The organism is Streptomyces sp. TN58 (assembly GCF_001941845.1).
Classification (GTDB): Bacteria; Actinomycetota; Actinomycetes; order Streptomycetales; family Streptomycetaceae; genus Streptomyces.
The window spans coordinates 759,072-780,888 of record NZ_CP018870.1 but is presented as its reverse complement, the minus strand read 5'-3'; the positions used below and the strand labels follow the sequence as shown (position 1 = coordinate 780,888).

Sequence of the window (21,817 nt, the reverse complement as noted above, 5' to 3'; positions counted from 1 at the left end):
CACGGCCCCCGCCGTCCGTCAGCCGACGGCGGCGGCCGCCCGGTACAGCTCCAGCGCCCGGCCGCCCATCACCGCGCTGTACGAGATCTCCGGTACGGTCCCACCGCCCTCGAACCCTCCGAGCACCCCGGCCAGTGCGCCGTCCACCAGCCAGGGGCTGCCACTGGTGCCGCCGCTGAGATCGGGGCAGGCGATGCGGCGCTGGGTCGGGGAGTGCAGGCCGGTACGGTTGGCGCAGCGCAGCGGGGCCTCCATCGTGCTCGGGTAGCCGATGACCGTCGCCCGAGCCCGGGGGGCCTGCTCGGGGGCGATCGGGTAGCCGCCCACCAGGTCCTCGATCCGGCGGTTCCGCCCGGCGTCCACCGGGGCCACCGTCGCGAAGGCGATGTCGGCGTCCGGGTCCTGGCCCGCGGTCCACTCCGGAGCCACGAACACGCCGGTGATCCGCCACAGGCCGTACGGGGTCTCTCCGTCCCGGTATCCCGGGGCGAAGACGGCGTTGCCCGTCTTCGCCAGGCAGTGCGCCGCCGTGGCGATCACGTCGCGGTCGGCGCTGCGCACCACCGCGGCGGTGCATGAGTGCCCGCCGTCCAGGCCGTTCGCGAAGAGCGCGCCCACCCGGTCGGCCTCGGCGCCGGGTTGTGCCCACGCCGTGACGCCGAGCGGTGGGCCGGAGGCGCCGTCCGGGAGGTCCACGCCGATCAGGGCGGCCATCGCGGTCAGCGAGAGCAGGATCCGTGATGCCCGCCGCGCACGGGAGCGCCGGGCCGTTCGGGGGAGCACGTCGAGGATCATGAATGCCACCCTGCCCCCCGAACCTATGACCGGAGGGCGGAGTTCCGTATGAATCTCCTGTGAATCCCGTGAAGGCCCTGTGGAATCCGGGCCATGATCGGACGAGACGGCAGCGAACCGCCCAGCCCCGGACGAGACGCCCGCGGCCCGCACCGCCGCGGGATCAGTCGCGGCGCTCGTACACCGTCACCCTGCGGCCCCGTACCTGGCGGTCCTCCACCGCCGTGAACCGCTCCCGCAGCACGGCGGCCTTCGCCTTGTCCCGCTCCGCCGACGGGGCCTTCGCGACCTTCGCCGAGTCCGTCACCAGCAGCACCCGCCGCCGCTCCAGCAGCGCCTCCCGGATCCGGTCCGGCCGCGCCTCCTCGCCCTTGAGGGTGGCCGACGCCAGCGGGCTCTCGGCCAGCGCCACGTCCGCCAGACCCGTGAAGGCGTGCGGGGAGACCAGTGCCGTGTCCCGCCGCGCCGCCGGCACGAACAGCACGGCGTCCCCGTCCCGCTTCAGCCGGGCCACCTCGCCCGCCACCGCCAGCACGTCGTCGACCCGGCTGGCCGGGGCCCGCTTGCCCAGCTCCACCGGCAGCAGCGCCAGCACCGAGACCCCGACCACCCCCGGCACCAGCACGGCCGACGCCCGCGGGAACCGGGGCGCGCAGGCCCGTACGGCCGCCCCCAGAGCCGCACCGATCAGCAGCGCGAGCCCCACCATGGAGAACAGCACGTACCGGTCCAGGAACAGCGGCTGGACCACCGACAGCCCCGCCAGGCCGAGCTGAGGCACCGCCAGCAGCGGCAGCCCCACCGCCGCCGCCGAAACCCGCGACCGGTCCGGCCCGTCCGCCCACGCCCCGAGCGCGCCGACCGCCAGCAGGATCCCCGGGCCGATCATCATGTGCCAGGTCAGCGGCGGGATCCAGGACACCTGGTCGGACTGGCCCCGGCTGAACAGCACCAGCGGCAGCGCACCGGCGACCGCCGCCGAGCCGTACGCCGCCCAGCGCAGCCACACGCCGCGCCGCGCCCGCACCCACCACAGCGTCGCCGCGTGCGCGGGCAGCACCAGCAGCGACAGCCAGTTCAGCAGCGCGCACACCAGCACGACCACCGCGTACGCCGTCCAGCGCGGCCACGCGCGGCGGCCGGGGCCGTCGGGCCGGCCGGGCCGTCCGGGCCGGTCGTCGAGGAGCGACACCAGCAGCAGGGCCGACAGCCCGGCGCCCGCCGCGACCAGCGCGTAGGGCCTGCCCTCCTGGAGGTAGAACTGCACCGCGGGCAGCAGCCCGAGCGCCAGACCGCCCCCCAGCCCCGCCCAGAAGCCGGCCAGCCGCCGCCCGATCACCGCCACGCACACCGCGGCGGCCGCGATCGCCAGCACGGACGGCAGCCGCAGGGTCGTCGTACTCGCACCGAAGACCTCGAAGAGGCCGTGCATCAGCAGGTAGTAGAGGCCGTGGACGGCGTCGACGTTCCCTAGCATCCGCCAGATCTCACCCGCCGGCCGGCCGGCCACCTGCCAGGTCGCCGCCTCGTCCCGCCACACGCTGTCCTGCCGGGAGAGCCCCCACAGGCCGAACGCCAGGGTCCAGAGGAAGGGGATCAGGCAGAGGAGGAGCCCGCGTCGGGCCGCGGGTATGTGGCAACGCATGAAAATGCTGGCATCCTCGCTCTGGCGTTCGGGCGGAAGGCACCAGTCTATGGACGCCACGGAGGGTTTCCGGACCGCCTGTTGTGCACCGCGGAGCGGGATCGCCGGGGCCGCCCGCCCCTAGGGTCCGTATCGAGTTGCCCCGCGGCGTCGCGGCGTTCGGCAACGCACCCTCGGCGCACGAGCCGAATGTCCTAGTAGCTCCGCTACGAGGGCATTCGTCCCGCACGCCGAGGGCACGCACCGAACGCCGCTCCTTGCTCCACGAGGCAACTCGATACAGACCCTGGCCTTGGCCGCAAGGAGCACGAACGAGGGGCGGTACCCGGTGAACTGGCTCATCCACGACTACCGCGAGAGCGATCTCGCCGCGGTGGTCCACCTGATCGACACCACGGCCGAACTCGGCCAGGAGTCCGTCTTCTCGCTCGCCGAGTGCATCAGCGCACTGACCGGCCGGCAGCCCTGCGTCGTCGCCGTCCACCAGGGCGTCCCCATCGGCGCGGCCCTCGCCTGCGTCACCGGCGAGCGCGCCTGGGTCATGCGCATCGCCATCGCCGCCGGCTGGCGCGGCCGGGGCTTGGCCAGCGCCCTGCTCGTCGAGCTGGAACGGCGGCTCATCGCCGCCCGTGTCGGCCGCATCGCCTATGTCCTTCCCGAGGAGGACCTGCTCGGCGAGGGCCTGCTCAACGCCGGCTACACCCGGCAGCCCGCCGTCGCCTACTTCGAGAAGACCGAGCCGCTCCACGGACCGGCCGCCGGCCTCCTCGACGACCTCGGCGGCCGGTTCCTGCCGACCGGCCTGTGGGCCGGGGTCGCCGGCATGGAGAAGGAGAAGGACCTCATCGAGCGTCGCGTGGTGCTGCCGCTCGCCGAACCCGAACGGGCAGCCGCCCACGGAGTGCGGCCGCCACGCGCCGTCACCCTCTTCGGCCCGCCCGGCACCGGCAAGACCACCTTCGCGCGGGCCATCGCCTCCCGGCTCGGCTGGCCCTTCGTCGAACTGCTGCCCTCGCGCCTCGCCGACGAGGGCAACCTGGCCGCGGCGCTGCGCGACGCCTTCGCCCGGATCGCGGAACTGGAGCGCGTACTCGTCTTCATCGACGAGGTGGAGGAGATCGCGCCCGTGCGCACCGAGCCCGCACAGCCGGGCGGCATCCACGGCGTCACCAACGAACTGCTCAAGCTGATACCGGGCTTCCGGGAGGGCGGTGAACGGCTGCTCGTCTGCGCCACCAACTCCATCCGCTCCCTCGACCCGGCCTTCCTGCGCCCGGGGCGCTTCGACTACCTCATCCCGATCGGCACCCCCGACGCCGGGGCGCGCGCCGCGATATGGGCCCGCTACACGGAGGGTCGCGCAGACGTCGACCTCGGCGCCCTGGTCGCGGCGACCGAACTGTTCACGCCCGCCGACATCGAGCACGCGGCGAGGATCGCGGCGCAGGTGTCCTTCGAACGGGACCTGGAGGCGGTGGGCGCGCGCGGCGCGGCGACCGCCCGGCTCGGCGCGACCACGCGGGACTACCTGGAGGCCGTCCGGCAGTGCCGGCCCACGGTGACCCCGGCGATGACGGGCGAGTTCGAGGCCGACATCACCGCGCACGCACGGTTCTGACCCCAGGCCGGGCGCGGCCCGCGACCGGCCTGGTCCGCGACCGGCCGGGTCGGTTACGGTCACGCCATGGGCTTCGTCGTCTTCATGACCCTCCCGGGGCTGGCCATCCTGCTCACCGCGATGGCCTTCCTCGACCTCGCGCTGGTGCGCGCGGGCCGCGCCGGCCTGCTCCCCTGGCGGTGGAACGGGCGCCAGGGGCAGATCTCCTCCACCGGCTTCGAGCAGCTGCACGCCAGTTTCTCGCCGGGCAAGCAGAACGAGCTGAAGGAACGCCAGAGCGCCCTCGTCATGCGCGACGACGAGGAGGACGGCGCGCCGCCGCGCTCCCGCGTCGACCTCGAAGGCGGCCTCGCCGTGATCCGGATGCCCGCTACGGGGTACAGCGGTACGTGAACTCCACCGCGGCCGTGCGCTGTCCGGGCGACAGCAGCTGGAGCTCGGCCTTCGCCGGGTAGCTGCCCGTGCCCTTGAAGGTCCACAGCAGGTGCAGCCGGGCCTCCTTCTGCCCGCGCGGCACCCGCTCGGTCAGCTCCTCGGACCTGGTGCCGTCACTGCGGACCCAGCGGTAGGTCAGCGTCCCCGGGCGGCCGTTCGTGCCCACCACGGCCACCACGTCGGCGGTCGCGTCGCAGGCCGGGCCGGCCGGATCGGTGCTCACGGCCACTTCGCGGACCTCGATCTCCGGACCGAACCGCTGCCATCCGAGGTACGCGAGGACCGCCGCCAGCACCACCGCGGCGAGCGTGTACCGGCGCAGCCCGGCGCCCCTTCGCGGGCGCGGTGCGAGGACGGGGACGACCACCGGGAAGGGCGCGGGCAGGGCGGCCGTCACGCCCGGCCCGAACCGCATGACGGACCCCTCGACACGGTCGGGCACGGCCTCCCGCGGCTGCGGGGGGCCGCTGATCCAGTGGCTGCCGAGGACGGTCGCGCTGTACTCTTCGTCGCTCATCGGATCATGCACCTCGTCAGCCAGACCTGGTCGGTCGGGGAACCGTTGCCGGCGGCGGGCGTCGTGGTGACCCGCACGCCCCAGTAGCAGCCCTTCCCGGAGAAGGCGTGCCGCCGGACGACCGCACCGCTGCCCGGCTGGTACGTCAGCGTCTCCGCCCGGCCGTCGGCGGTACCCAGCACACCGGACTGGTTGCTGCTGAACCACTGCACGGTGACGCTCACCGGCGCAGTGCCCTTGGCGTCGATGGAGATGGCGGCCTCACCCGTGGTGAAGTCGACCTGCCGGAGATCCACCCTGACCGCCCCGACCACGACCGTCGGCCGCGGGGACGGCGGCCGGCTGGTCGTCGGCGAGGTCGTCGTCGGCGTGGCCGTCACGGTCGGCGTCGCCGACGTACCCGGGCTCGCGGAGGGCGACAGCGACGGCGAGGGGGAGGCGGACGCGGACGTGGACGGCGACGCGGAAGGAGACGCGGACGCCGACGCCGTCGCCGAAGGTGAAGCCGACGCGGTGGCCACCGGGGAGGGGAAGCCGCCGCCCGGCGCCGCGCTGGTCGTCGCGAACGCGCTCAGGGCCGACGCGCCGCCTCGCTGGTCACCGGCCGCCTGCGCCGAGAACACGATCATCGCGCCGACGACGAGGGCCACACCGGCGGCCACCGCTCCGCGCCGGTCGGGCAGCCAACTGCGGGGCGGCGGCGCCAGCGTGGTCGTCGCCACCGCGGTGGTGCCCGCCGCCGACGCGCCCGCCGAGGGGAACAACAGCGGCAGCAGCGCGGCCAGCGCCGCCAGCTTGCGCTGCCCGCGCTCCTCCCACTCGGGCCCGTACGCGGCCAGCGCCACGTCCTCCAGCTCGGCCACGAACGCCTCGGCGTTCTCCGGCCGCTGCTCGGGTGCCTTGGCGAGGCCGCGCCGGATCAGCGGACGCACGGGCTCGGGGGCCTCGGTCTCCGGCACCGGAGCCTCGATGTGCTGCACCGCGAGTTCGGCGAAGTTCTCCCCGTCGAACGGCTTGCGCCCGGTCAGGCACTCGAAGAAGGTCGCCGTCGCCGCGTACACGTCGGCGGCGGGCGACGCCGGCCGGCCCTGCCACTGCTCCGGCGCCATGTAGGCGGGCGTGCCGGCGACACCGGGCGTCGTGCCGCGGCGGGCGGCGATCCCGAAGTCCACCAACCGCGACGAGCCGTCCGCCGCCACCAGCACGTTCGCCGGCTTGTAGTCACGGTGGACGACTCCCGCCCGGTGCGCGTGGGCGAGACCCAGCAGCGAGCCCTTCAACACCACGAGCGCGGCCTCGGGGTCGGTCTGCCCGGCCTCCTTGAGCAGGGCCTGCAGGGAGATGCCGTCGACCAGCTCCATCACGATGGCGGCGCCGCCCGGCGCCTCGACGTACTCGTACAGCCGCACCACGTAGGGGGACTCCAGTCCGCCGAGGAGCCGGGCCTCGGCCCTGAACTCCCCGACGAAGGCGGGGTCCTCGCGCAGCCGGTCGGTGAGGTACTTCACCGCGACCGCCGTACCCGTCGCCTCGTGCACGGCGAGTACCACGCGCCCACTGGCGCCCGAGCCGAGCTCGCGCACCTGCGTGTAACCGGGGACCGACCATGCCGCCCGAGTGTCGTTCATCGTTCCTGCCCCCTGCCTGCTGCCTGCCGTCTCGCGCCGAACCGCCCATGTCAGCGGCCGGTACGGGGCCGGCCGCTCACCGGCCGCCCCGCACCGGACTCCCCATGGGACGTGGTTCCGGCCACGGCCGGTTCCCGACCGCGGCGGGTGTCTCAGGCCGCGGCCGACACCGTGCCGATCATGGCGTGCAGCCGGTCGGCGGCCGCCCGCCCGAAGGCCGGATCGTTGATGTGCGTGTCGTAGTCGTAGAGCCGCGCGGCACTGCCGTGCAAGCCCTCGCGCAGCGCCGAGAACAGCGCCCGGTCCGCACGGGGGTCATGGTACGGGCCGCCCGGCGCGCCGAGCGTGGACAGTCCACGGAGCGGAACGCACACGGCCGTGGGGCCGGTCGCCGCACGGAGTTTGGCGGCCACCCGGCGGCCCAGCTCCGCGCACTCCGCCTCGCTCGTGCGGATCACCGTGATCGACGGGTTGTGGACGTGGACACCCCGGTCCAGGACCCGCTGGGGCAGGGACTCCAGCGGGCCGAACTTCACCATGTCCAGCGCACCCAGGCTCACCACCTGCGGCACGCCCGCCCGCCCGGCCGCGCTGAGCCGGTCGGGCCCCGCGGTCAGGATCCCCCCGCACAGGTCGTCGGCCAGCTCGCTGAGGGTCAGGTCGAGGACCCCGGCGAACACCCCCTGGCCGGCCAGGGTCTCCAGGGTGCGGCCGCCGGTGCCGCTGACGTGGAAGACCAGCACCTCGTAGCCCAGCTCGGTCAGCCGCTCGCGCGCCGCGTCCACACCGGACGTGGTCACGCCCGCCATGCTCGCCGCCACCAGCGGACGGGGGCCTGCCCCCAGCCGGGGCGGCCGGTCCGCCCCGGCGCGGCCGAAGCACCGGGCCATCCCCGCGACGGCCGCCGCGGCGTTCGCCAGGATCGGCTCGGACACGCTGTTGATGCCCGCGATGTCCACGACGCTGTACATCATCGTGATGTCCGAGGAGCCCACGTACGGGGCGGTGTCCCCGGACGCCATCGACGAGACCATCACCTTCGGAACGCCCAGCGGCAGGGCGCGCATCGCCCGGGTGGCGATGGAGGTGCCGCCGCTGCCGCCTATCGCGAGGACCCCGTGCAGCCGGCCCTCGGCGTACAGGCGCAACAGGGTCGCCTCGGCGCCCCGGGCCATCGTGGTCACGGCCGCGCCCCGGTCGGCGTCCGACCGCAGCAGGGACAGCTCGGCCCCGGCGGCCCGGGCCACCTCGGCGCGCGGCACGTCCGCGGCCACCCGGGGCTCACCCATGATTCCCGTGTCGACCACTGTCACTTCGACGCCGGCGCGCAGCAGCCTCTCGCGCAGCCAGCCGTACTCCACACCCTTGGTGTCCAGGGTTCCCACCAGCACGACGTTGGTCATGGATGCAATGTCCAGGCAGGAGGGGACGTTGGCAAGTACGAGCTCTGGTCAGGCCTTCAGGAGCTCGGACAGCCGTTCCAGGAACGGGAGTTGCGAGGGGATCAGCATCGTCCGGGCCATCTCGGGCGTGCACCACGCCACCCGGTCCAGCTCCGGGAACTCCTGCACGTTCCCGGAGCGCGGCGGCCACTCCATGGTGAAGGTCCCCGGCACCATGAGCGCCGGATCGAGGTCCGCCTCCACCGCCCAGATGGTCACCAGCTTCCCGCTGGACAGCCGTACGTCGCCCAGCGGAAGGTACTCGCCGTCCGGCGGCGGCAGCCCGATCTCCTCTGTGAACTCCCGCCGGGCCGCGTCGCGCGGAGTCTCCTCCGGCCCGTACTCGCCCTTGGGGATGGCCCAGTCCCCGGCCCTCCGGCCCGACCACAGCGGGCCGCCCATGTGCCCGAGCAGGACCTCGACCCCGGCCGCCGTCCGCCGGAAGAGGAGCAGTCCGGCGCTGCGCTTGTACGTCATGGGCCCATACATGCCCAGCCAGGGCGCCGGTCAGTGATGGGGCCCCGCGCCCGTCAGTGGTCGTGCGGGCCCTCGCGGTGGACCGGACCGTGCGCGTCCGCGCAGTGCGGGTCGTACGGGGCCTCGCCCCGCCGGCCGACCGAGAGGAGGGAGTCCTGGACGTGGTCCACCTGCAGGGTGGTGTGCGTGATGCCGTACTCCTTCTCCAGCATCCGCTCCAGCTCCCGGCGGACGGCGTGGCAGTCGCCGGCGGGCTCGACCAGCACGTGCGCGGAGAGCGCGGCCTGCCCCGAGGTGATCGTCCATATGTGCAGGTCGTGGACCTCGGTGACCGGCGGGTGCCCGACGAGCCGGTCCCCGACCGCGTCCGGGTCCACGTGCGCGGGCGCCGCCTCCAGGAAGATCCGGCCGGAGTCGCGGACCAGGCCGTAGCCCGCCTTCACCATCAGGACGACCACCACCAGCGTGGCGATGGCGTCGGCCTGCCGGAACCCGGTCGTCATGACGACCAGACCGGCGACGGCCGTCCCGATGAAGGCGAACAGGTCGTTCAGGACGTGCTGGTAGGCGCCCTCGACCGCCAGCGACGACCGGTTCGCCCGCGAGATGCACCAGGCCGCGGCCACGTTGACGACGATGCCCGCGAGCGCCGTCACCAGCACCAGCCCGCCCTCCACCGGCGGCGGGTCCACCAGCCGGCGCACCGCCTCGTACGCCAGCCACACGGCCAGCAGGAGCAGCGTCAGACCGTTGGCCTGGGCGGACAGTATCTCCGCGCGCTTGAGGCCGTACGTGAATCCGCCGCGGGCGGGGCGGGCCGCCAGCCGCATCGCGATCAGCGCGAGGACGATCGAGACGGCGTCCGTCAGCATGTGGGCGGCGTCGGAGATCAGGGCCAGGGAGTGGGCCATGACGCCGATGACGACCTCGACGGCCATGAACCCGCCGATCAGGCCGAGCGCGATGGCCAGCCAGCGGCGGTCGGCGTCGGCGGCCACGCCGTGGCTGTGGCCCCCCGGCCCATGGCCGTGATCGTGGCCGTGGCCGCCGCCCCCGGGCCCGTGGCCGTGGTCGTCGTGCCCGCTCATGGCATCCCCCGTCTCGTCGCGGCAGCCGTTCGTCCGGTGCCGTCGCGTGAAGTGAAGCGCACCGCGGCGAGACTGGCAAAGGCTGCAACGGGGACCGTTGTCATTACCCATAACAGGCCTCTGACCTGCGGTTTCAGTGGGCCGCTGCCAGCGTGGTGCGATCGTGGGAAAATCTGCTCATGGTCCAGCGCCCCGGTGTGCCGACCGCGCCCGAGCTCGTCCTGGAAACCGACACGGGCTCCACACCGATGAGCCCGGGCCGGACCTACCACGTCGGCAGGGACCCGCTCTGCGAGATCTGCTTCGAGGACGCCCGCGTCTCCTGGCACCACGCGGTCCTGCGCCCCGAGGGAGACCACTGGACGGTGGAGGACGAGCACAGCACCAACGGCACCTGGGCCGACGGCCACCGCGTCCACGAGTGGAGCGTCGGCGCCGGCAGCGAACTGCGCTTCGGCGACGCACAGGACGGCCCCCGGGCCGTCCTCAACACCCCCCGGACCGGCCCCGCAAGCCCCGGCCCCGGGCCGGCCCGGATCTCCAACCCGTCGATGACCAGCACCTTCCGCCGCCCCAGCGCCGTCCTTGCGCTGCCCGCCCGCACCGCCCTGCGCATCGGCCGCGCCACCGACAACGACCTCGTCGTCGACGAGCTCGACGTGTCGCGCCGGCACGCCGAACTGCGCGCCCTCCCGGACGGCGGCTACGAGATCGCCGACCTCGGCAGCCACAACGGCACCTACCTCAACGGCGCCCCCGTCACCGGCGCAGCCCCCCTGGCCGAGGGCGACATCGTCGGCATCGGCCACCTGGCCTTCTGCCTCGTCGGCGACCGCCTCCAGGAGTACGAGGACACCGGCGAGGTCACCCTCGACGTCCAGGGCCTCACCGTCGCCGTCGACCGGGGCCGCAAGACCCTCCTCGACGAGGTGTCCTTCCCGGTCGGCGCCAAATGCCTGCTCGCCGTCATCGGCCCCAGCGGAGCCGGCAAGTCCACCCTGCTCGGCGCCCTCACCGGCCTGCGCCCGGCCGACCGCGGCACCGTCCTCTACGACGGCCGCGACCTCTACCGCGACTACGCCGAACTGCGCAGCCGCATCGGCCTCGTACCGCAGGACGACATCCTGCACTCCCAGCTCACCGTCCGGCGCGCCCTCACCTACGCCGCCGAACTGCGCTTCCCCCAGGACACCGCGAAGGCCGAACGCCAGGCGCGGGTGGACGAGGTCATCCGCGAACTCGGCCTCCAGGAGCGCGCCGCCCAGCCCGTCCACAGCCTCTCCGGCGGCCAGCGCAAACGCGTCTCCGTCGCCCTGGAACTGCTCACCAAGCCCTCCCTGCTCTTCCTGGACGAGCCCACCTCCGGCCTCGACCCGGGCATGGACCGCTCGGTGATGCACATGCTGCGCGCCCTCGCCGACGACGGCCGCACCGTCATCGTCGTCACCCACAGCGTCCTCAGCCTCGACGTCTGCGACCGGCTGCTGGTCCTCGCCCCGGGCGGCCGCATCGCCTACTACGGACCGCCCGGAGAAACCCTCCGCCACTTCGGCGCCACCCAGTGGCCGGAGGCCTTCGAGGCCTTCGAGAACCAGCGGGGCCGCGACTGGGCGGGGGAGTACGCCGCCTCGGCGGCCTACCGCACGTACGTCCTGGGCGCCACCCGCCAACCGTGGCACGGCGGCCGCCGCGCGGCGGCCCCGGGGGCCGCACCGGCCGCACCGGCCGGGCCCGTCCCCCCGCCGCACAAGGCGCAGAGCTGGGGCTCCCAGCTGTCCACCCTCGTCCGGCGCTACACGGCCGCACTCTCCGCGGACCGGACCTTCCTCGCCATCATGATCGCGCTCCCCTTCGTCATGGGCGCCATGGCCCGGGCCCTGGCCGGAAGCAGACTCACCCAGGAGACCGCGGTCAACGCCCTGCTCATCCTGTCCGTCGGCGCCGTACTCACCGGCGCCGCGAACGCCGTACGCGAGCTGGTCAAGGAACGGGCCATCCACCGGCGGGAGCGGGCCGTGGGGCTGTCCCGCTCCGCGTACCTGATGTCGAAGGTGGTGGTGCTGGGCGCCGTCACCACGGCACAGGCCGTGGTGCTCACCCTGGTGGCGCTCTACGGCGTGGACCTGAGCGCCCCCGGCGGCCACGGCGTGATCACGGGACCCCTCGTCGAGATCACCGTCGCCGTGGCCCTGCTCGCGTTCACCGCCATGATGCTCGGCCTGCTCATCTCCGCACTGGTCGGCAAGGAGGAGGTCACCATGCCGCTGCTGGTCCTCCTCGCCATCGTGCAGGTGGTCTTCTGCGGCGCGCTGCTACGGCTGGACGGCGTGCCGGTGATCGAGCAACTGGCCTGGCTCGTCCCCTCCCGCTGGGCCCTCGGCGCCATGGCGGGCACCATCGACCTCGGCGCGATCCTGCCCGGTACCCTCGCCGACGACCCGCTCTTCGCGCACACCCCCGCGGTGTGGCTGCTGAACCTGGGCATGCTGGTGGTCCTGTCGGTCCTCTTCGGGGTGCTGGTGGCCAGGCTGCTGCGCCGGCACGAGCCCGCGGTCATGCGGAAGTAGGCGCCATGAGCAGCTCGATGGATCCTGGGATCGCCGTGGCCGACTTCCGGCCCACCCATGTGGTGCCGCCCCCCGGACTGTCCGCCTGGGAAGCCCCCGACGTCTCCCGGCCGACCGCCGCCCTGGACGCCTTCCTGCCCGTGCAGCTGCTGTCCCGGCGGGGCGAGTGGGGGGAGATCCTCTGCGCCAACGGATGGAGCGCCTGGGTCGACGGGCGGCTCCTCATCGCGGTCCCGCAGCCGCCGCCCACCACGGGAGAGCGGCCCTCCGTACGGGCCGAGGACCCGAGGCCGCTGCTCGCACGAGGCGCCGACGCCGTCGAACGCTACCGGCACGCCGTGGACGAACTCGCCTCCGGCCGGGCCGACAGCGACGCCTTCCGGCGGTCCCTGCGCGGACTGCGGGCGGGCGTCGTCGTCGACGGGGAGTCGGTGTGGCTCTACGACGAGGCCTCGGGACGGTGGATGTACGGCGACGGGACCCGACTGGCTACGTACGCGGTCACCGAGGGACCCGGGATCGCCCACGGGCCCCAGGCGCCGCCGGCCGAACGGGACGGCGCCGGTGCGGACGGCGCCGGCGCGGGGCCCGGCGAGCCGCCTGCCGGCCCGGAGGCGGGCGGACACGGCCGGCAGGCCGGCCCGACCCGGATCGTGGACACCCACGACCCCGAAGCGGAGTGAGACAGGCGCGTGAAGGAAGCGTGTGAGGGAGGCGCGCCCCGCTGACGGGTGCGGCTCAGCCGTGAGCGGCCGTCCCGGCGGGCGCGCCGGCCGGCCCGCGGCGGCGGTGCAGCGGCCGGGCCAGGAGGCCGCCGAGGAAGCCGGCCACGGCGCCCCAGAGGAGGCCGAGGCCGACCGTCCGCCACAGCACCGGGTCCAGGACGAGCTCCCCGCCGAGGCCCTCCACCTCGCCGATGCCGAGCAGGGACAGCCCGTACGCGGCCTGGACCCGGCACAGCAGGCAGACCGCGAGGGTGGCCAGGGCGAGGGCCGCGCCGAGATGCAGGGCGTGCTGCCAGGGCCGGACGTGCGCGGGCGACCGTACGGCCGCCAGTACGCCCGTGGCCAGCAGCAGGACCGCGGCCGCCACCACCATCCACCACGCCCGCGGGTCGCGCGCCGCGAACGACGCCACGTCGACCGGGGCCCCGTCGGCGTCACGCAGCACCTCGTCCAGCAGCTGCGGCATCGGCAGCCCGAAGGCCCCTTCGACACGGGCCTCCCAGGATCCGCCGAAGCCGAGGGTGAGCGCGATCCAGACGAGGTTGGGCAGCCCGAGCAGGACCACCGCCAGGGTCCGGCCGGCGTCCCCCTGGGTCGCGGCCGCCACCAGCCCGACGACGACGCCGATCACGACGTACGACAGGAGGAGCAGCAGCGTGGCGAAGGCGGCCGGCCGCACCGCCGTGTGGAAGCGGACCAGTCCGGCCGGGAGCGGTGCCCGGCGCGACACCAGCAGGGCGATCAGCAACAGGCCCAGGATCCACAGCAGACCGAACAGGAGGGTGGCGGGCACGTCGGCGCGGAAGCCCACCGTCGGCGCGGCGTCGAGGAGTTCACCGATCACCGCGACGGCGGGGTCGCCGGTGGAGACGCCGAAGTCCTGCCGGGCCAGGAGCGCCGAGCCGAGCAGCGCGAGCAGCCACAGGACGACCGACGGAACGGCCCGGCCCAGGAGTTCCCGGGGCCGGGCCACGGCACGGTTGTGCAGCGGGCGCAGGAAGAAGTAGCCGGCGGCGAGTGCGCCCGCCAGGCTCACCGAGAGCGGGAGCACCTCCAGGGTCGCTTCCGCGCCCGCCAGCGGACCGGCGTCGCCGGACACCTCCACGGCACCGCCGGCCGCCATCACCACGACCGCGGCGACCACGTGCGGGAACGCCCCCTCCGGGAGGTCGCCGGCGCCGGCGCACGCCAGGCCGGCCGCGGCGACCACCGTCATCGCGGCGAAACCCGCGACGACGGTGGCGAGGGCGTCGCGCCAAGCCCTCGCGGAGCCCCCGGTCGGTGCTGCTCTCGGCGTCTGGCTCACCATGCAACCGTGGCACTCCCGGCTTGCGGCCACCACCCGGACGGCGCACACAATGGTCCGATGGGAACTCCCTCCTCCTGGGAAGAAGAGCCCGTGAGCACACATCCCTCCGGTGGGCAGCCGTCGTCAGAGCGACCCACCGGCCCGCCTTCCGGTCCGCTGTCGGGAGGGCGGCAGGTACCGCCGCCCCCGCCGCCGACCGGGCCGCCCGGCGGTCCCGCCGGACCCGTGGGCCCCGCTGGCCCGGGCCCGGGCAAGGGTCCCTGGTGGCGGTCCGTTCCACGGCTCGCCACCGCGCTCGTCGCGGTGGTCGCGGTCGTGGCCCTGGCGGTGGTGCTGACCCGGCCCAGCGGCACGCCCGGCGCCGGGGGTGAGGTGTTCCTCCAGCCGGCCGCCGCCGCGGGCCCCGACCCCTTCACCGAGTCCACCGTGGTGAAGGAGGACGCGCCGCCCCCGCAGAGCCCGGCGCCGCAGAGCCCGGCGCCGTCCCCCAGCGGGACCGGCGCCGCTCCCACCACCCAGGGCACCACCACGGGCACCAGGAGCGTCAGCGGTTCCGCACCGGGCGTGTACGGGGGCACCCAGGACGTGGCGAGTTGCGACGTCGAGAAGCAGATCAAGGTGCTGGCCGCGGAACCCGCCAAGAACCAGGCCTTCGCCGCGACGCTGGGCATCCAGCCGGCGGCCGTTCCCGAGTACCTGCGCTCGCTCACCCCCGTGCAACTGCGCATGGACACCCGGGTCACCAACCACGGCTTCCAGAACGGCAAGGTCACGAGCTACCAGGCCGTCCTGCAGGCCGGGACGGCCGTGCTCGTCGACGACCGGGGCGTGCCCCGGGTGCGCTGCGCGTGCGGGAACCCGCTCGGTCAGCCGGTCCCGCTGAAGGCCGCTCCGAAGCGCTACGGGCAGACGTGGCCCTCGTACCAGCCGGCGAAGGTGGTCGTCATCGCACCGGCGGTGGAGCCCGTCAAGAAGATCGTGATCTACGACCACAAGAACCGGCACTGGTTCGAGCGCGAGAAGGGCCACCACCCGGACCGGCGGCCCGACCGGCCGGTCCCGCCGCCCGTGTTCCCGACGCCGCCGACCACGCCGAGCCCGGGAGTCACGCCGACGCACACCGGGCCGAAGCCGTCGGGACCGCCGTCGAAGTCGCCTTCGCACACGGGCTCGAAGTCGCCGTCCAAGCCGCCGTCCAAGCCGCCGTCCAAGGCGCCGTCGAAGTCGCCCTCGAAGTCGCCCTCGACGTCCCCGACGGGCAAGCCGTCCGGCTCCGAATCACCGTCGAAGTCCCCCTCGACATCGCCGTCGGGGACGCCGGCCCCGTCGGTCTCGCCGTCGGGATCCCCGTCGCCCTCGCCGTCGGGATCCCCGTCGGTCTCGCCGTCGCCCTCGCCGTCGGCGACGCCTTCCGGATCGCCTGCGGTTTCGCCGACTCCTCCGGCGTCGCCGTCGCCGTCCGAGACGCCGCCGGGGTCCCCGTCGGAACCTCCGTCGCCGTCGGGCTCCCCCTCGGGGTCCCCGGCGGCATCGCCCTCGCCCAGGCCGTCACCGTCGCCCTCTGAGGCGCGTTCGCCCCAGCCGACCGACCGCACGCCGCCCCTGCCGACGCGGACGCCGCCGCCGACCGACCGCACGCCGTCCCTGCCGACCAGGTCCGCGGCTCCGCAGTCACCGGTCGCCCCGCAGCCGGAGCCGGAACCGGCCCGTACGGCCGTCGAGCCGCCGGCGGACCAGCCCCGCGAGGACGGCGGCGGGAACGACGGCGGGAACGACGGCGGCAACGGCGGGAACCGGTGACCGGTCGCGGCGGGCCGCCCCCGACGGTGGGGAACCGGCCTCACGCCCCCGGCTGAGCCGACCGGCGGCGGACCATCTCGGCGATCCAGACCGGGGCGTACGGGGACGTGCAGCCGGGGGACGTCGGATAGTCCTTCAGCACCTCCAGGCGCTCGCCGACGGCGACCGCGCGGGCGCGGTGCTCCGGATGCTCGATGCCGATCTGCGCCAGGCAGTGGTTCATCGCCCACTGCAGGCGATCCGGGGCGTCCTTCATCTCCGCCTCCACGACGTCGAGCAGCCCCGGCAGATCCAGGCCCTCCGGCCGCTTCGCCACGCGCTCCGTGGTCAGCGCCCAGCCCGCGCTCGCGACGAGCGGATCCGGGTCGGCCGACCAGGCCAGGCGCAGATCCTCCGCGTGCGGGCTCTTCTTCACCACGTAGTTCACGAGCCAGTCCTGCACCTTGGGCGCTCGCGCCCCGCGCAGCATGGCGTCCAACTCGTCCCGCCCGAAAGCCTTCGGGCGGCAGATCAGGAGCGCCAGCAGCCTCGCCGCGGTGTCCTGCGTGCCCCAGAGTTCGCGCGCCAGTTCCTGCTGCGTCTTCAGCCGTTTCGCGACCGCACGCAGTTTTCCGAGGTTCACCCCGTGGTCGTCGCCGTGCTTCTCGTTCACGGCGCGGGCCTTCGGATCCTCCAGCCCGGCCAGTTCGGCCATCACGTCGGCCAGTGCCGTCCCGGTCACCTCTGCCATCCCGGCCTCATCTCTCCTGCTGTCCCTACGCGCGGCGGTGAGCCCAAGGGCTGTCCCGTGTTCCCCGGCGGGCGCGCGGCGCCGGCTACGGCGCCTCGCCGCGTTGTCGCAAAGCGCCCGCATACGCCCAGTACGAGGACGCTCCTCCGCCTTGCGGTGCACCGCATCCGACACCGCGCACTGATCCGCCAGGACTTTACGGGACAGCCCTTGGCCCGTTGCGGTGACCAGCCGATCCCTGCATAGTTGCCCGCTACACCGGAAATGCGGTGAATCGCGGGCCCATTCCATACCCGCCCGAGATGCCGATCGCCGAGGCGGTGACTAATATCATCCGTAGGTAACTGCGGCGACCGCCGGGATCGCAACCCTTTACCCGCGGTGATACGCCGGAGCGCGAGGCGTGCGACATATCGCACCGGCCCCGAAGGTCCGTGGCCCGATGAGGCCGCGTTGACGGGGGTGACGCGCATTCATGACATCTGTACGGCCGCAGGTGCAGCCATGAAAACCCCTCGCCTGAGGAGGAAGAACAAATTTTCGTGCCGTAGCAACGAGAAGGGTTCTCAACCATGCGAGCAACGAGAGTCAAGCGCCTCTTCGCGGTGTCCGCCATCGGCGTTCTGATGGCAGGCGGCGCCCTGGGAGCCGCGGGTACCGCCTCGGCGGCGACCCCCTCACAGTCCGTCACGTACGTGAGCGGCGGCGGCTGGGACCACGACAGGGGCGGCCACCACCACGGCTGGCACGACAATGACAACGACCACTACCGTGGCGGAGGCCACGGCAAGGGCTGCTGACCCCGGCATGCTGTGCGGCCCGCGCGACGGGCCGCACAGTGCTGTGTACGCACCCAGGCCCCACCCCCGACCGGGCCCCCGCCGGCCGCTCCACGGGGACACCGGCGGGGGACAGTGAGACCCTGGCTGCATGGCCCGTAGGGGAGACGTTCCCGAGGTCGACTGGCCCGCGCGGCCGGACACGAGCCTTGCGCTCAACCGGATGGGCACCTTCGACTGGGACCTCGACAGTGGGCGGATGCACCTGGATCCCACCGCCCTCGACGTGCTCGACCTGCGCCCGGACGAGTACGACGGCACCCCCGCCGGGCTCCGCGCGCGGATAGCGCCCGCCGAGGAGGCCCGGCTCGACGCCAGGGTCGCCCAGGCGATCAAGGACGGGCGGAGCCACTACGGCGCCTACGTCCGCAGCCGCCGCCGCGACGGCACACCCGCCTGGACCCACATCCAGGGCCACATCCTGAGGGACCCGGGCGGCCGCCCGTACCGCGTCATCGGCATCCTCCGCGACGCCGCCCACGACCCCGGCGAGCCGGGCGCCGCCGGCGAGCAGGACGAGGGGCGCCGCCGGATGACCGGCGTCGTCGAGCGGACGACCGCCATCCTCGCCCACGCCCGCACCGTCAACGACGTGACCGACATCCTCAAGGACCCCCAGGCCCTCGGCCACCTCGGCGCCGTGAGCGTGATGCTGGGCGTCGTCGACGGAGGCCGCATCCACCTCGTCGCGGAGGGACAGCTCGGCACGTACGTCCCCGAGATCGAGTACACCCGGATCGACGCGCAGTTCCCGATGAGTGTGGCCGTACGCACCATGCAGCCCGTCTTCATCCTCTCGCGGGAGGAGTTCCAGCAGGGCTACCCCGAACTGTGGCCGTACATCGAGCCGCTGGCCGTCCGCAGCGGCGTCTACCTGCCGCTGATCGCCCAGGGGCGGGCCGTCGGAGCGCTGGGGCTGCTCTACAAACGGGACGGCGACTTCACCGCCGAGGAACGCAACCTGCTCATGGCGCTCGGCAGCGGCGTCGCCCAGAGCCTCCAGCGCGCCATCCTCTTCGAGCAGGAGCACGACCTGGCCGAGGGCCTCCAGCGGGCCATGCTGCCCCGCCGGATCCCCGCGGTGCCCGGAGCGCTGATCGCCGTACGCTACCGCTCCGCCCGGATCGGGCGGGACATCGGCGGGGACTGGTACGACGTGGTGCCGCTCGGCGGCGGCCGCGTCGGGGTGATGATCGGCGACGTCGAGGGCCACGACACGGACGCGGCCGCCGTCATGGGGCAGCTGCGCATCGTGATGCGGGCGTACGTGGTCGAGGGGCACACACCGGGCGCGGCGATGGCCCGAGCCTCCGCCTTCCTGCGGGAACTGGAGACGGAGCGCTTCGCCACCTGCACGTACGCCGAGGTCGACCTCAACAGCGGCATGCTCCAGATCGTCCGCGCCGGGCACCTCGACCCGGTCGTGCGGCGCGGGGACGGCAGCTGCCACCGGGTCCAGGTGGCGGGCGGGCTGCCGCTCGGGCTGCCGCCTCCCGAACCGTCCGCGGCGGCGGGCTCCGGCTATCCGGTCACCAGTCTGGAACTGCACCCGGGCGACACCCTGGTGCTGTGCACGGACGGCCTCGTCGAAAGACCCGGCGCCGATCCCGACACCGGCATGCGGGAGCTGACGGCGGCGGTCCACAGCGGCCCCACGGACGTCGAGGAGCTCGCCGACGTGCTGTGCGACCTCGTCGGCGACGCGGGCGGGGGCGACGACATGGCCCTGCTCGTCCTGCGCCGCCGCGGCAACCCCACCGGGCGGGGCGGCGGCCCGCTGCGCCAGCGCCTGGAGCCGGGGGACACCCGGGGTCCGGCCATGGCCCGCCACCTCATCCGAGCGGCGGTGGCGGCCTGGGGCGCCGAGGACCGCGCCGACGAGATCGAGCTGGCGGCGGACGAGCTGATGACCAACGCCCTCGTCCACACGGACGGCGGCGGCCACGTCAACATGCGGATCACGCCCCAGGGGCGGATCCGGATCGAGGTCGAGGACACCAGCAGCGCGCTGCCGCGGCGGCGCGAGGCGGGGGACTGGGCGGTGTCGGGGCGCGGACTGATGCTGGTGGAACAGCTCGCGGACGCGTGGGGTGTGGAACCGCGCGGCGGCGGCAAGTGCGTCTGGTGCGAATTCGCCCCGCCGCGGCCGGAGAGCCCCGACGGCGTGGCCTGACTTCACGCGCCGGGGCCGGTCCTGGCCGCCCGCCAGGTCGCGCACACGGAGTCCGGCCCACCCGCCCGGCGGGACTACAGGCGGACGAGGGTGACCTCGGTGGCCTTCACGCTCGTCCAGACCTCGGACCCGTCGGCCAGGCCCAGTTCGGCCGCCGCGGCCGGGGTGATCTCGGCGACCAGCTCGGGCGCGTCGGGCGACTCGATCAGCACGCGCAGGCGGCTGCCCACCGCGGTGATCTCCCGGACGGTGCCCCGCCACACGTTGCGGGGGCTGCCGCTCGGCCGGTCCCGGTGCACCGAAACCGCCTCCGGGGCGACGACCGCCAGGGCCTCGGCTCCCTCGGGCAGGGTCTCGGCGACCACCAGGCGGCCGCCCCCCGCGAGGGCGAGGCCGTCTGCGACGGCGATGCCCGGCCAGGCGTTGCGACCCAGCATCCGGGCCACCCACGGGGAGCGCGGGTGCCGGGTGACCTCGGCGGGCGGCGCGTCCTGCAGGGCCCGGCCGTCGGCCAGTACGAGGACCCGGTCCGCCAGGGACACCGCCTCGACCGGGTCGTGGGTGACGATGAGGCAGACCCCGCCGAAGCCGGCCAGGTGCGTGCGCAGGGTGTGCCGGACCCGGGCCCGCGTGGTCTGGTCGAGGGCGGCGAGCGGTTCGTCCAGCAGCAGGAGCCGCGGGCGCGCCGCAAGGGCGCGCGCGAGCGCGACCCGCTGGGCCTGGCCGCCGGAGAGCTGGGCGGGCCTGCGCCGGGCGAGGTGGCCCACGCCCAGCCGGTCCAGCCAGGCCTGCGCCTCCCGGCGGGCGTCGGCACGCGGCACCCGGCGGGCCCGCAGCCCGTACGAGGTGTTCGCCAGGGCGCTCAGGTGCGGGAACAGCGCCCCGTCCTGGGGCACCCAGGCCACCTGCCGCTGGTGCGGCGGCAGGGCGGTGACGTCGGTGTCCCCAAGCCGCAGGTCGGCGTGGGCCCGCGGGGTCAGGCCGAGCAGGGCGCGCAGCAGGGTGGTCTTGCCGGCCCCGTTCTCGCCGACGACGGCGATGGTGGTGCCCGGTTCCGCTTCGAGGGTGAGGCGGTCGAAGCCCGTGACGGTGGCGTGCAGCGGCCAGTGCCCGGTCTCCCCGGACGGCGCCGGTGCGGCGGCCGCCGCGTCCGCTTCCGGTTCCCGGCCGGCCATCCGCCCGGGGTCCGGGCCGTCCTCCCGGCCGGACCGCGGCGCCGTCACCGCGCCGCGGTCGGCCGGGGTGCCCGTCCAGCGGCCGCGCAGTGCGATCAGTACGGCCATGGCGATCGCCAGCAGCAGCAGGGAGACGGAGGTGGCCGCCTCGGGCTGGTCCTGGAGCAGCAGGTACACCTGGAGCGGCAGGGTCTGCGTGGTGCCGGGCAGGTTTCCCGCGAAGGTGATGGTCGCGCCGAACTCACCCAGTGCGCGGGCCCAGGTGAGGGCGGCTCCGGCGATCAGACCGGGCGCCACCATGGGCAGGGTCACGGTGGCGAACACACGGACCGGCGACGCGCCGAGCGAGGCCGCCGTCTCCTCGTAACTCCGCCTGAGACCGCCGAGGGCGCCTTCCAAACTGATGACCAGGAACGGCATGGCGACGAAGGTCGCCGCGACGACGGCCCCCGAGGTGTGGAACGGCAGGGTGATCCCGAAGACGTCCTCCAGCCACGGCCCCAGCAGACCGCGCCGGCCGAAGCCGAGGAGGAGGGCGACACCGCCCACGGTCGGCGGCAGCACCATGGGGAGCAGCACCAGCGAGCGGACCAGGGCCTTGCCCCTGAAGTCCACACGGGCCAGCAGCCAGGCCAGGGGCACGCCGAGGAGGAGCGAGAGGCCCAGCGCCCACAGGGACACCACGAGGGAGAGCTTCAGAGCCTGGACCACACCTGGGCTGCCGAGGTGTTCCACGAGCTCGCCCCACGGAGTGCGTACCAGGATCCCGAGAAGCGGCATCAGCAGGAACGCGACGGCGAGCAGCGCGGGGAGCGCCAGGGCCGCCGGGGGCCGGGTGCGGGTACGGAGTCTGC

16 protein-coding genes and 1 pseudogene are annotated in these 21,817 nt (G+C 74.3%); 7 read left to right on the top strand and 10 right to left on the bottom strand.

The features are described from left to right. Window positions 1–18: 18 nt before the first annotated feature. Both BSL84_RS03670 and BSL84_RS03665 read right to left on the bottom strand, forming a co-directional pair. Window positions 19–795 carry a trypsin-like serine peptidase gene (locus BSL84_RS03670; RefSeq protein WP_045323531.1) on the bottom strand — a complete coding sequence of 259 codons (777 nt, stop codon included), beginning with the start codon at window positions 793–795 and terminating at the stop codon, window positions 19–21. Between the two features lie 163 nt (window positions 796–958). Continuing rightward, entirely contained in the window at window positions 959–2,440 is a 1,482-nt protein-coding gene (locus BSL84_RS03665) for a membrane protein (RefSeq protein ID WP_045323532.1), read from the bottom strand. A gap of 328 nt (window positions 2,441–2,768) precedes the next feature. Here BSL84_RS03665 and BSL84_RS03660 point away from each other — a divergent pair, with 328 nt between their 5' ends. Next, the gene (locus BSL84_RS03660; protein WP_030031564.1) at window positions 2,769–4,058 is read left to right on the top strand and encodes an ATP-binding protein; all 1,290 of its coding nucleotides are present in this window, start codon (window positions 2,769–2,771) and stop codon (window positions 4,056–4,058) included. Window positions 4,059–4,124: 66 nt separating this feature from the next. After that, window positions 4,125–4,451 carry a DUF6191 domain-containing protein gene (locus BSL84_RS03655; RefSeq protein WP_030031563.1) on the top strand — a complete coding sequence of 109 codons (327 nt, stop codon included), beginning with the start codon at window positions 4,125–4,127 and terminating at the stop codon, window positions 4,449–4,451. Here the strand turns inward: BSL84_RS03655 and BSL84_RS03650 are convergent. The 5 genes from BSL84_RS03650 to BSL84_RS03630 all read right to left on the bottom strand — a co-directional run bounded on the left by BSL84_RS03650 (window position 4,429) and on the right by BSL84_RS03630 (window position 9,645). Then, window positions 4,429–5,010, bottom strand: coding sequence for a hypothetical protein (locus tag BSL84_RS03650; RefSeq protein ID WP_107484734.1), 582 nt, complete (start codon window positions 5,008–5,010; stop codon window positions 4,429–4,431). The two genes, BSL84_RS03655 and BSL84_RS03650, sit on opposite strands and share 23 nt — an antisense overlap. Beyond that, window positions 5,007–6,638 carry a serine/threonine-protein kinase gene (locus tag BSL84_RS03645; protein ID WP_075969789.1) on the bottom strand — a complete coding sequence of 544 codons (1,632 nt, stop codon included), beginning with the start codon at window positions 6,636–6,638 and terminating at the stop codon, window positions 5,007–5,009. Before BSL84_RS03645 ends, BSL84_RS03650 begins: the two co-directional genes overlap by 4 nt. Window positions 6,639–6,790: 152 nt before the next feature. Then, window positions 6,791–8,041 (bottom strand): Tm-1-like ATP-binding domain-containing protein, encoded by a 1,251-nt coding sequence (locus tag BSL84_RS03640; protein WP_045323537.1) that lies wholly within the window; start codon window positions 8,039–8,041, stop codon window positions 6,791–6,793. A 48-nt stretch (window positions 8,042–8,089) separates the two neighbouring features. Then, a complete protein-coding gene (locus BSL84_RS03635) occupies window positions 8,090–8,557 on the bottom strand; it encodes an NUDIX domain-containing protein (RefSeq protein WP_030029780.1) in 468 nt (155 codons plus the stop codon). A 53-nt stretch (window positions 8,558–8,610) separates the two neighbouring features. Beyond that, window positions 8,611–9,645: a cation diffusion facilitator family transporter gene (locus tag BSL84_RS03630; RefSeq protein ID WP_075969788.1), complete on the bottom strand. Its 1,035-nt coding sequence runs from the start codon at window positions 9,643–9,645 to the stop codon at window positions 8,611–8,613. Between the two features lie 179 nt (window positions 9,646–9,824). Here BSL84_RS03630 and BSL84_RS03625 point away from each other — a divergent pair, with 179 nt between their 5' ends. Beyond that, window positions 9,825–12,212: an FHA domain-containing protein gene (locus tag BSL84_RS03625; protein ID WP_075969787.1), complete on the top strand. Its 2,388-nt coding sequence runs from the start codon at window positions 9,825–9,827 to the stop codon at window positions 12,210–12,212. Between the two features lie 5 nt (window positions 12,213–12,217). Beyond that, window positions 12,218–12,895 carry a hypothetical protein gene (locus BSL84_RS03620; protein ID WP_158880135.1) on the top strand — a complete coding sequence of 226 codons (678 nt, stop codon included), beginning with the start codon at window positions 12,218–12,220 and terminating at the stop codon, window positions 12,893–12,895. A 55-nt stretch (window positions 12,896–12,950) separates the two neighbouring features. Here the strand turns inward: BSL84_RS03620 and BSL84_RS03615 are convergent, their stop codons facing one another. Further along, the gene (locus BSL84_RS03615) at window positions 12,951–14,246 is read right to left on the bottom strand and encodes a streptophobe family protein (RefSeq protein ID WP_075969786.1); all 1,296 of its coding nucleotides are present in this window, start codon (window positions 14,244–14,246) and stop codon (window positions 12,951–12,953) included. A 57-nt stretch (window positions 14,247–14,303) separates the two neighbouring features. Here BSL84_RS03615 and BSL84_RS34580 point away from each other — a divergent pair. After that, a pseudogene (locus BSL84_RS34580) lies at window positions 14,304–15,608 on the top strand (DUF6777 domain-containing protein); the annotation flags it as partial. Between the two features lie 478 nt (window positions 15,609–16,086). On the opposite strand, the gene BSL84_RS03605 reads toward BSL84_RS34580, so the two are convergent. Then, a complete protein-coding gene (locus tag BSL84_RS03605; protein WP_075969784.1) occupies window positions 16,087–16,776 on the bottom strand; it encodes a DNA alkylation repair protein in 690 nt (229 codons plus the stop codon). A 572-nt stretch (window positions 16,777–17,348) separates the two neighbouring features. On the opposite strand from BSL84_RS03605, the gene BSL84_RS03600 reads away from it, so the two are divergent. Continuing rightward, window positions 17,349–17,576, top strand: a complete 228-nt coding sequence (locus BSL84_RS03600; protein WP_037666497.1) for a hypothetical protein — start codon at window positions 17,349–17,351, stop codon at window positions 17,574–17,576. 130 nt (window positions 17,577–17,706) lie between these two features. Then, complete coding sequence (locus BSL84_RS03595) at window positions 17,707–19,788, top strand: SpoIIE family protein phosphatase (protein WP_075969783.1); 2,082 nt, start codon at window positions 17,707–17,709, stop codon at window positions 19,786–19,788. 74 nt (window positions 19,789–19,862) lie between these two features. Here the strand turns inward: BSL84_RS03595 and BSL84_RS03590 are convergent, their stop codons facing one another. Beyond that, complete coding sequence (locus BSL84_RS03590; protein ID WP_199838778.1) at window positions 19,863–21,743, bottom strand: ABC transporter permease; 1,881 nt, start codon at window positions 21,741–21,743, stop codon at window positions 19,863–19,865. Between the last annotated feature and the right edge of the window lie 74 nt (window positions 21,744–21,817).

What these genes read in the sequence shown, in the direction of transcription:
- BSL84_RS03640 (WP_045323537.1), bottom strand. Translation starts at nt 8,041, where the DNA reads ATGACCAACGTCGTGCTGGTGGGAACCCTGGACACCAAGGGTGTGGAG.
- BSL84_RS03605 (WP_075969784.1), bottom strand. Translation starts at nt 16,776, where the DNA reads ATGGCAGAGGTGACCGGGACGGCACTGGCCGACGTGATGGCCGAACTG.
- BSL84_RS03655 (WP_030031563.1), top strand. Translation starts at nt 4,125, where the DNA reads ATGGGCTTCGTCGTCTTCATGACCCTCCCGGGGCTGGCCATCCTGCTC.
- BSL84_RS03645 (WP_075969789.1), bottom strand. Translation starts at nt 6,638, where the DNA reads ATGAACGACACTCGGGCGGCATGGTCGGTCCCCGGTTACACGCAGGTG.
- BSL84_RS03670 (WP_045323531.1), bottom strand. Translation starts at nt 795, where the DNA reads ATGATCCTCGACGTGCTCCCCCGAACGGCCCGGCGCTCCCGTGCGCGG.
- BSL84_RS03595 (WP_075969783.1), top strand. Translation starts at nt 17,707, where the DNA reads ATGGCCCGTAGGGGAGACGTTCCCGAGGTCGACTGGCCCGCGCGGCCG.
- BSL84_RS03620 (WP_158880135.1), top strand. Translation starts at nt 12,218, where the DNA reads ATGAGCAGCTCGATGGATCCTGGGATCGCCGTGGCCGACTTCCGGCCC.
- BSL84_RS03630 (WP_075969788.1), bottom strand. Translation starts at nt 9,645, where the DNA reads ATGAGCGGGCACGACGACCACGGCCACGGGCCCGGGGGCGGCGGCCAC.
- BSL84_RS03635 (WP_030029780.1), bottom strand. Translation starts at nt 8,557, where the DNA reads ATGACGTACAAGCGCAGCGCCGGACTGCTCCTCTTCCGGCGGACGGCG.
- BSL84_RS03615 (WP_075969786.1), bottom strand. Translation starts at nt 14,246, where the DNA reads ATGGTGAGCCAGACGCCGAGAGCAGCACCGACCGGGGGCTCCGCGAGG.
- BSL84_RS03665 (WP_045323532.1), bottom strand. Translation starts at nt 2,440, where the DNA reads ATGCGTTGCCACATACCCGCGGCCCGACGCGGGCTCCTCCTCTGCCTG.
- BSL84_RS03590 (WP_199838778.1), bottom strand. Translation starts at nt 21,743, where the DNA reads ATGCCGCTTCTCGGGATCCTGGTACGCACTCCGTGGGGCGAGCTCGTG.
- BSL84_RS03600 (WP_037666497.1), top strand. Translation starts at nt 17,349, where the DNA reads ATGCGAGCAACGAGAGTCAAGCGCCTCTTCGCGGTGTCCGCCATCGGC.
- BSL84_RS03625 (WP_075969787.1), top strand. Translation starts at nt 9,825, where the DNA reads ATGGTCCAGCGCCCCGGTGTGCCGACCGCGCCCGAGCTCGTCCTGGAA.
- BSL84_RS03650 (WP_107484734.1), bottom strand. Translation starts at nt 5,010, where the DNA reads ATGAGCGACGAAGAGTACAGCGCGACCGTCCTCGGCAGCCACTGGATC.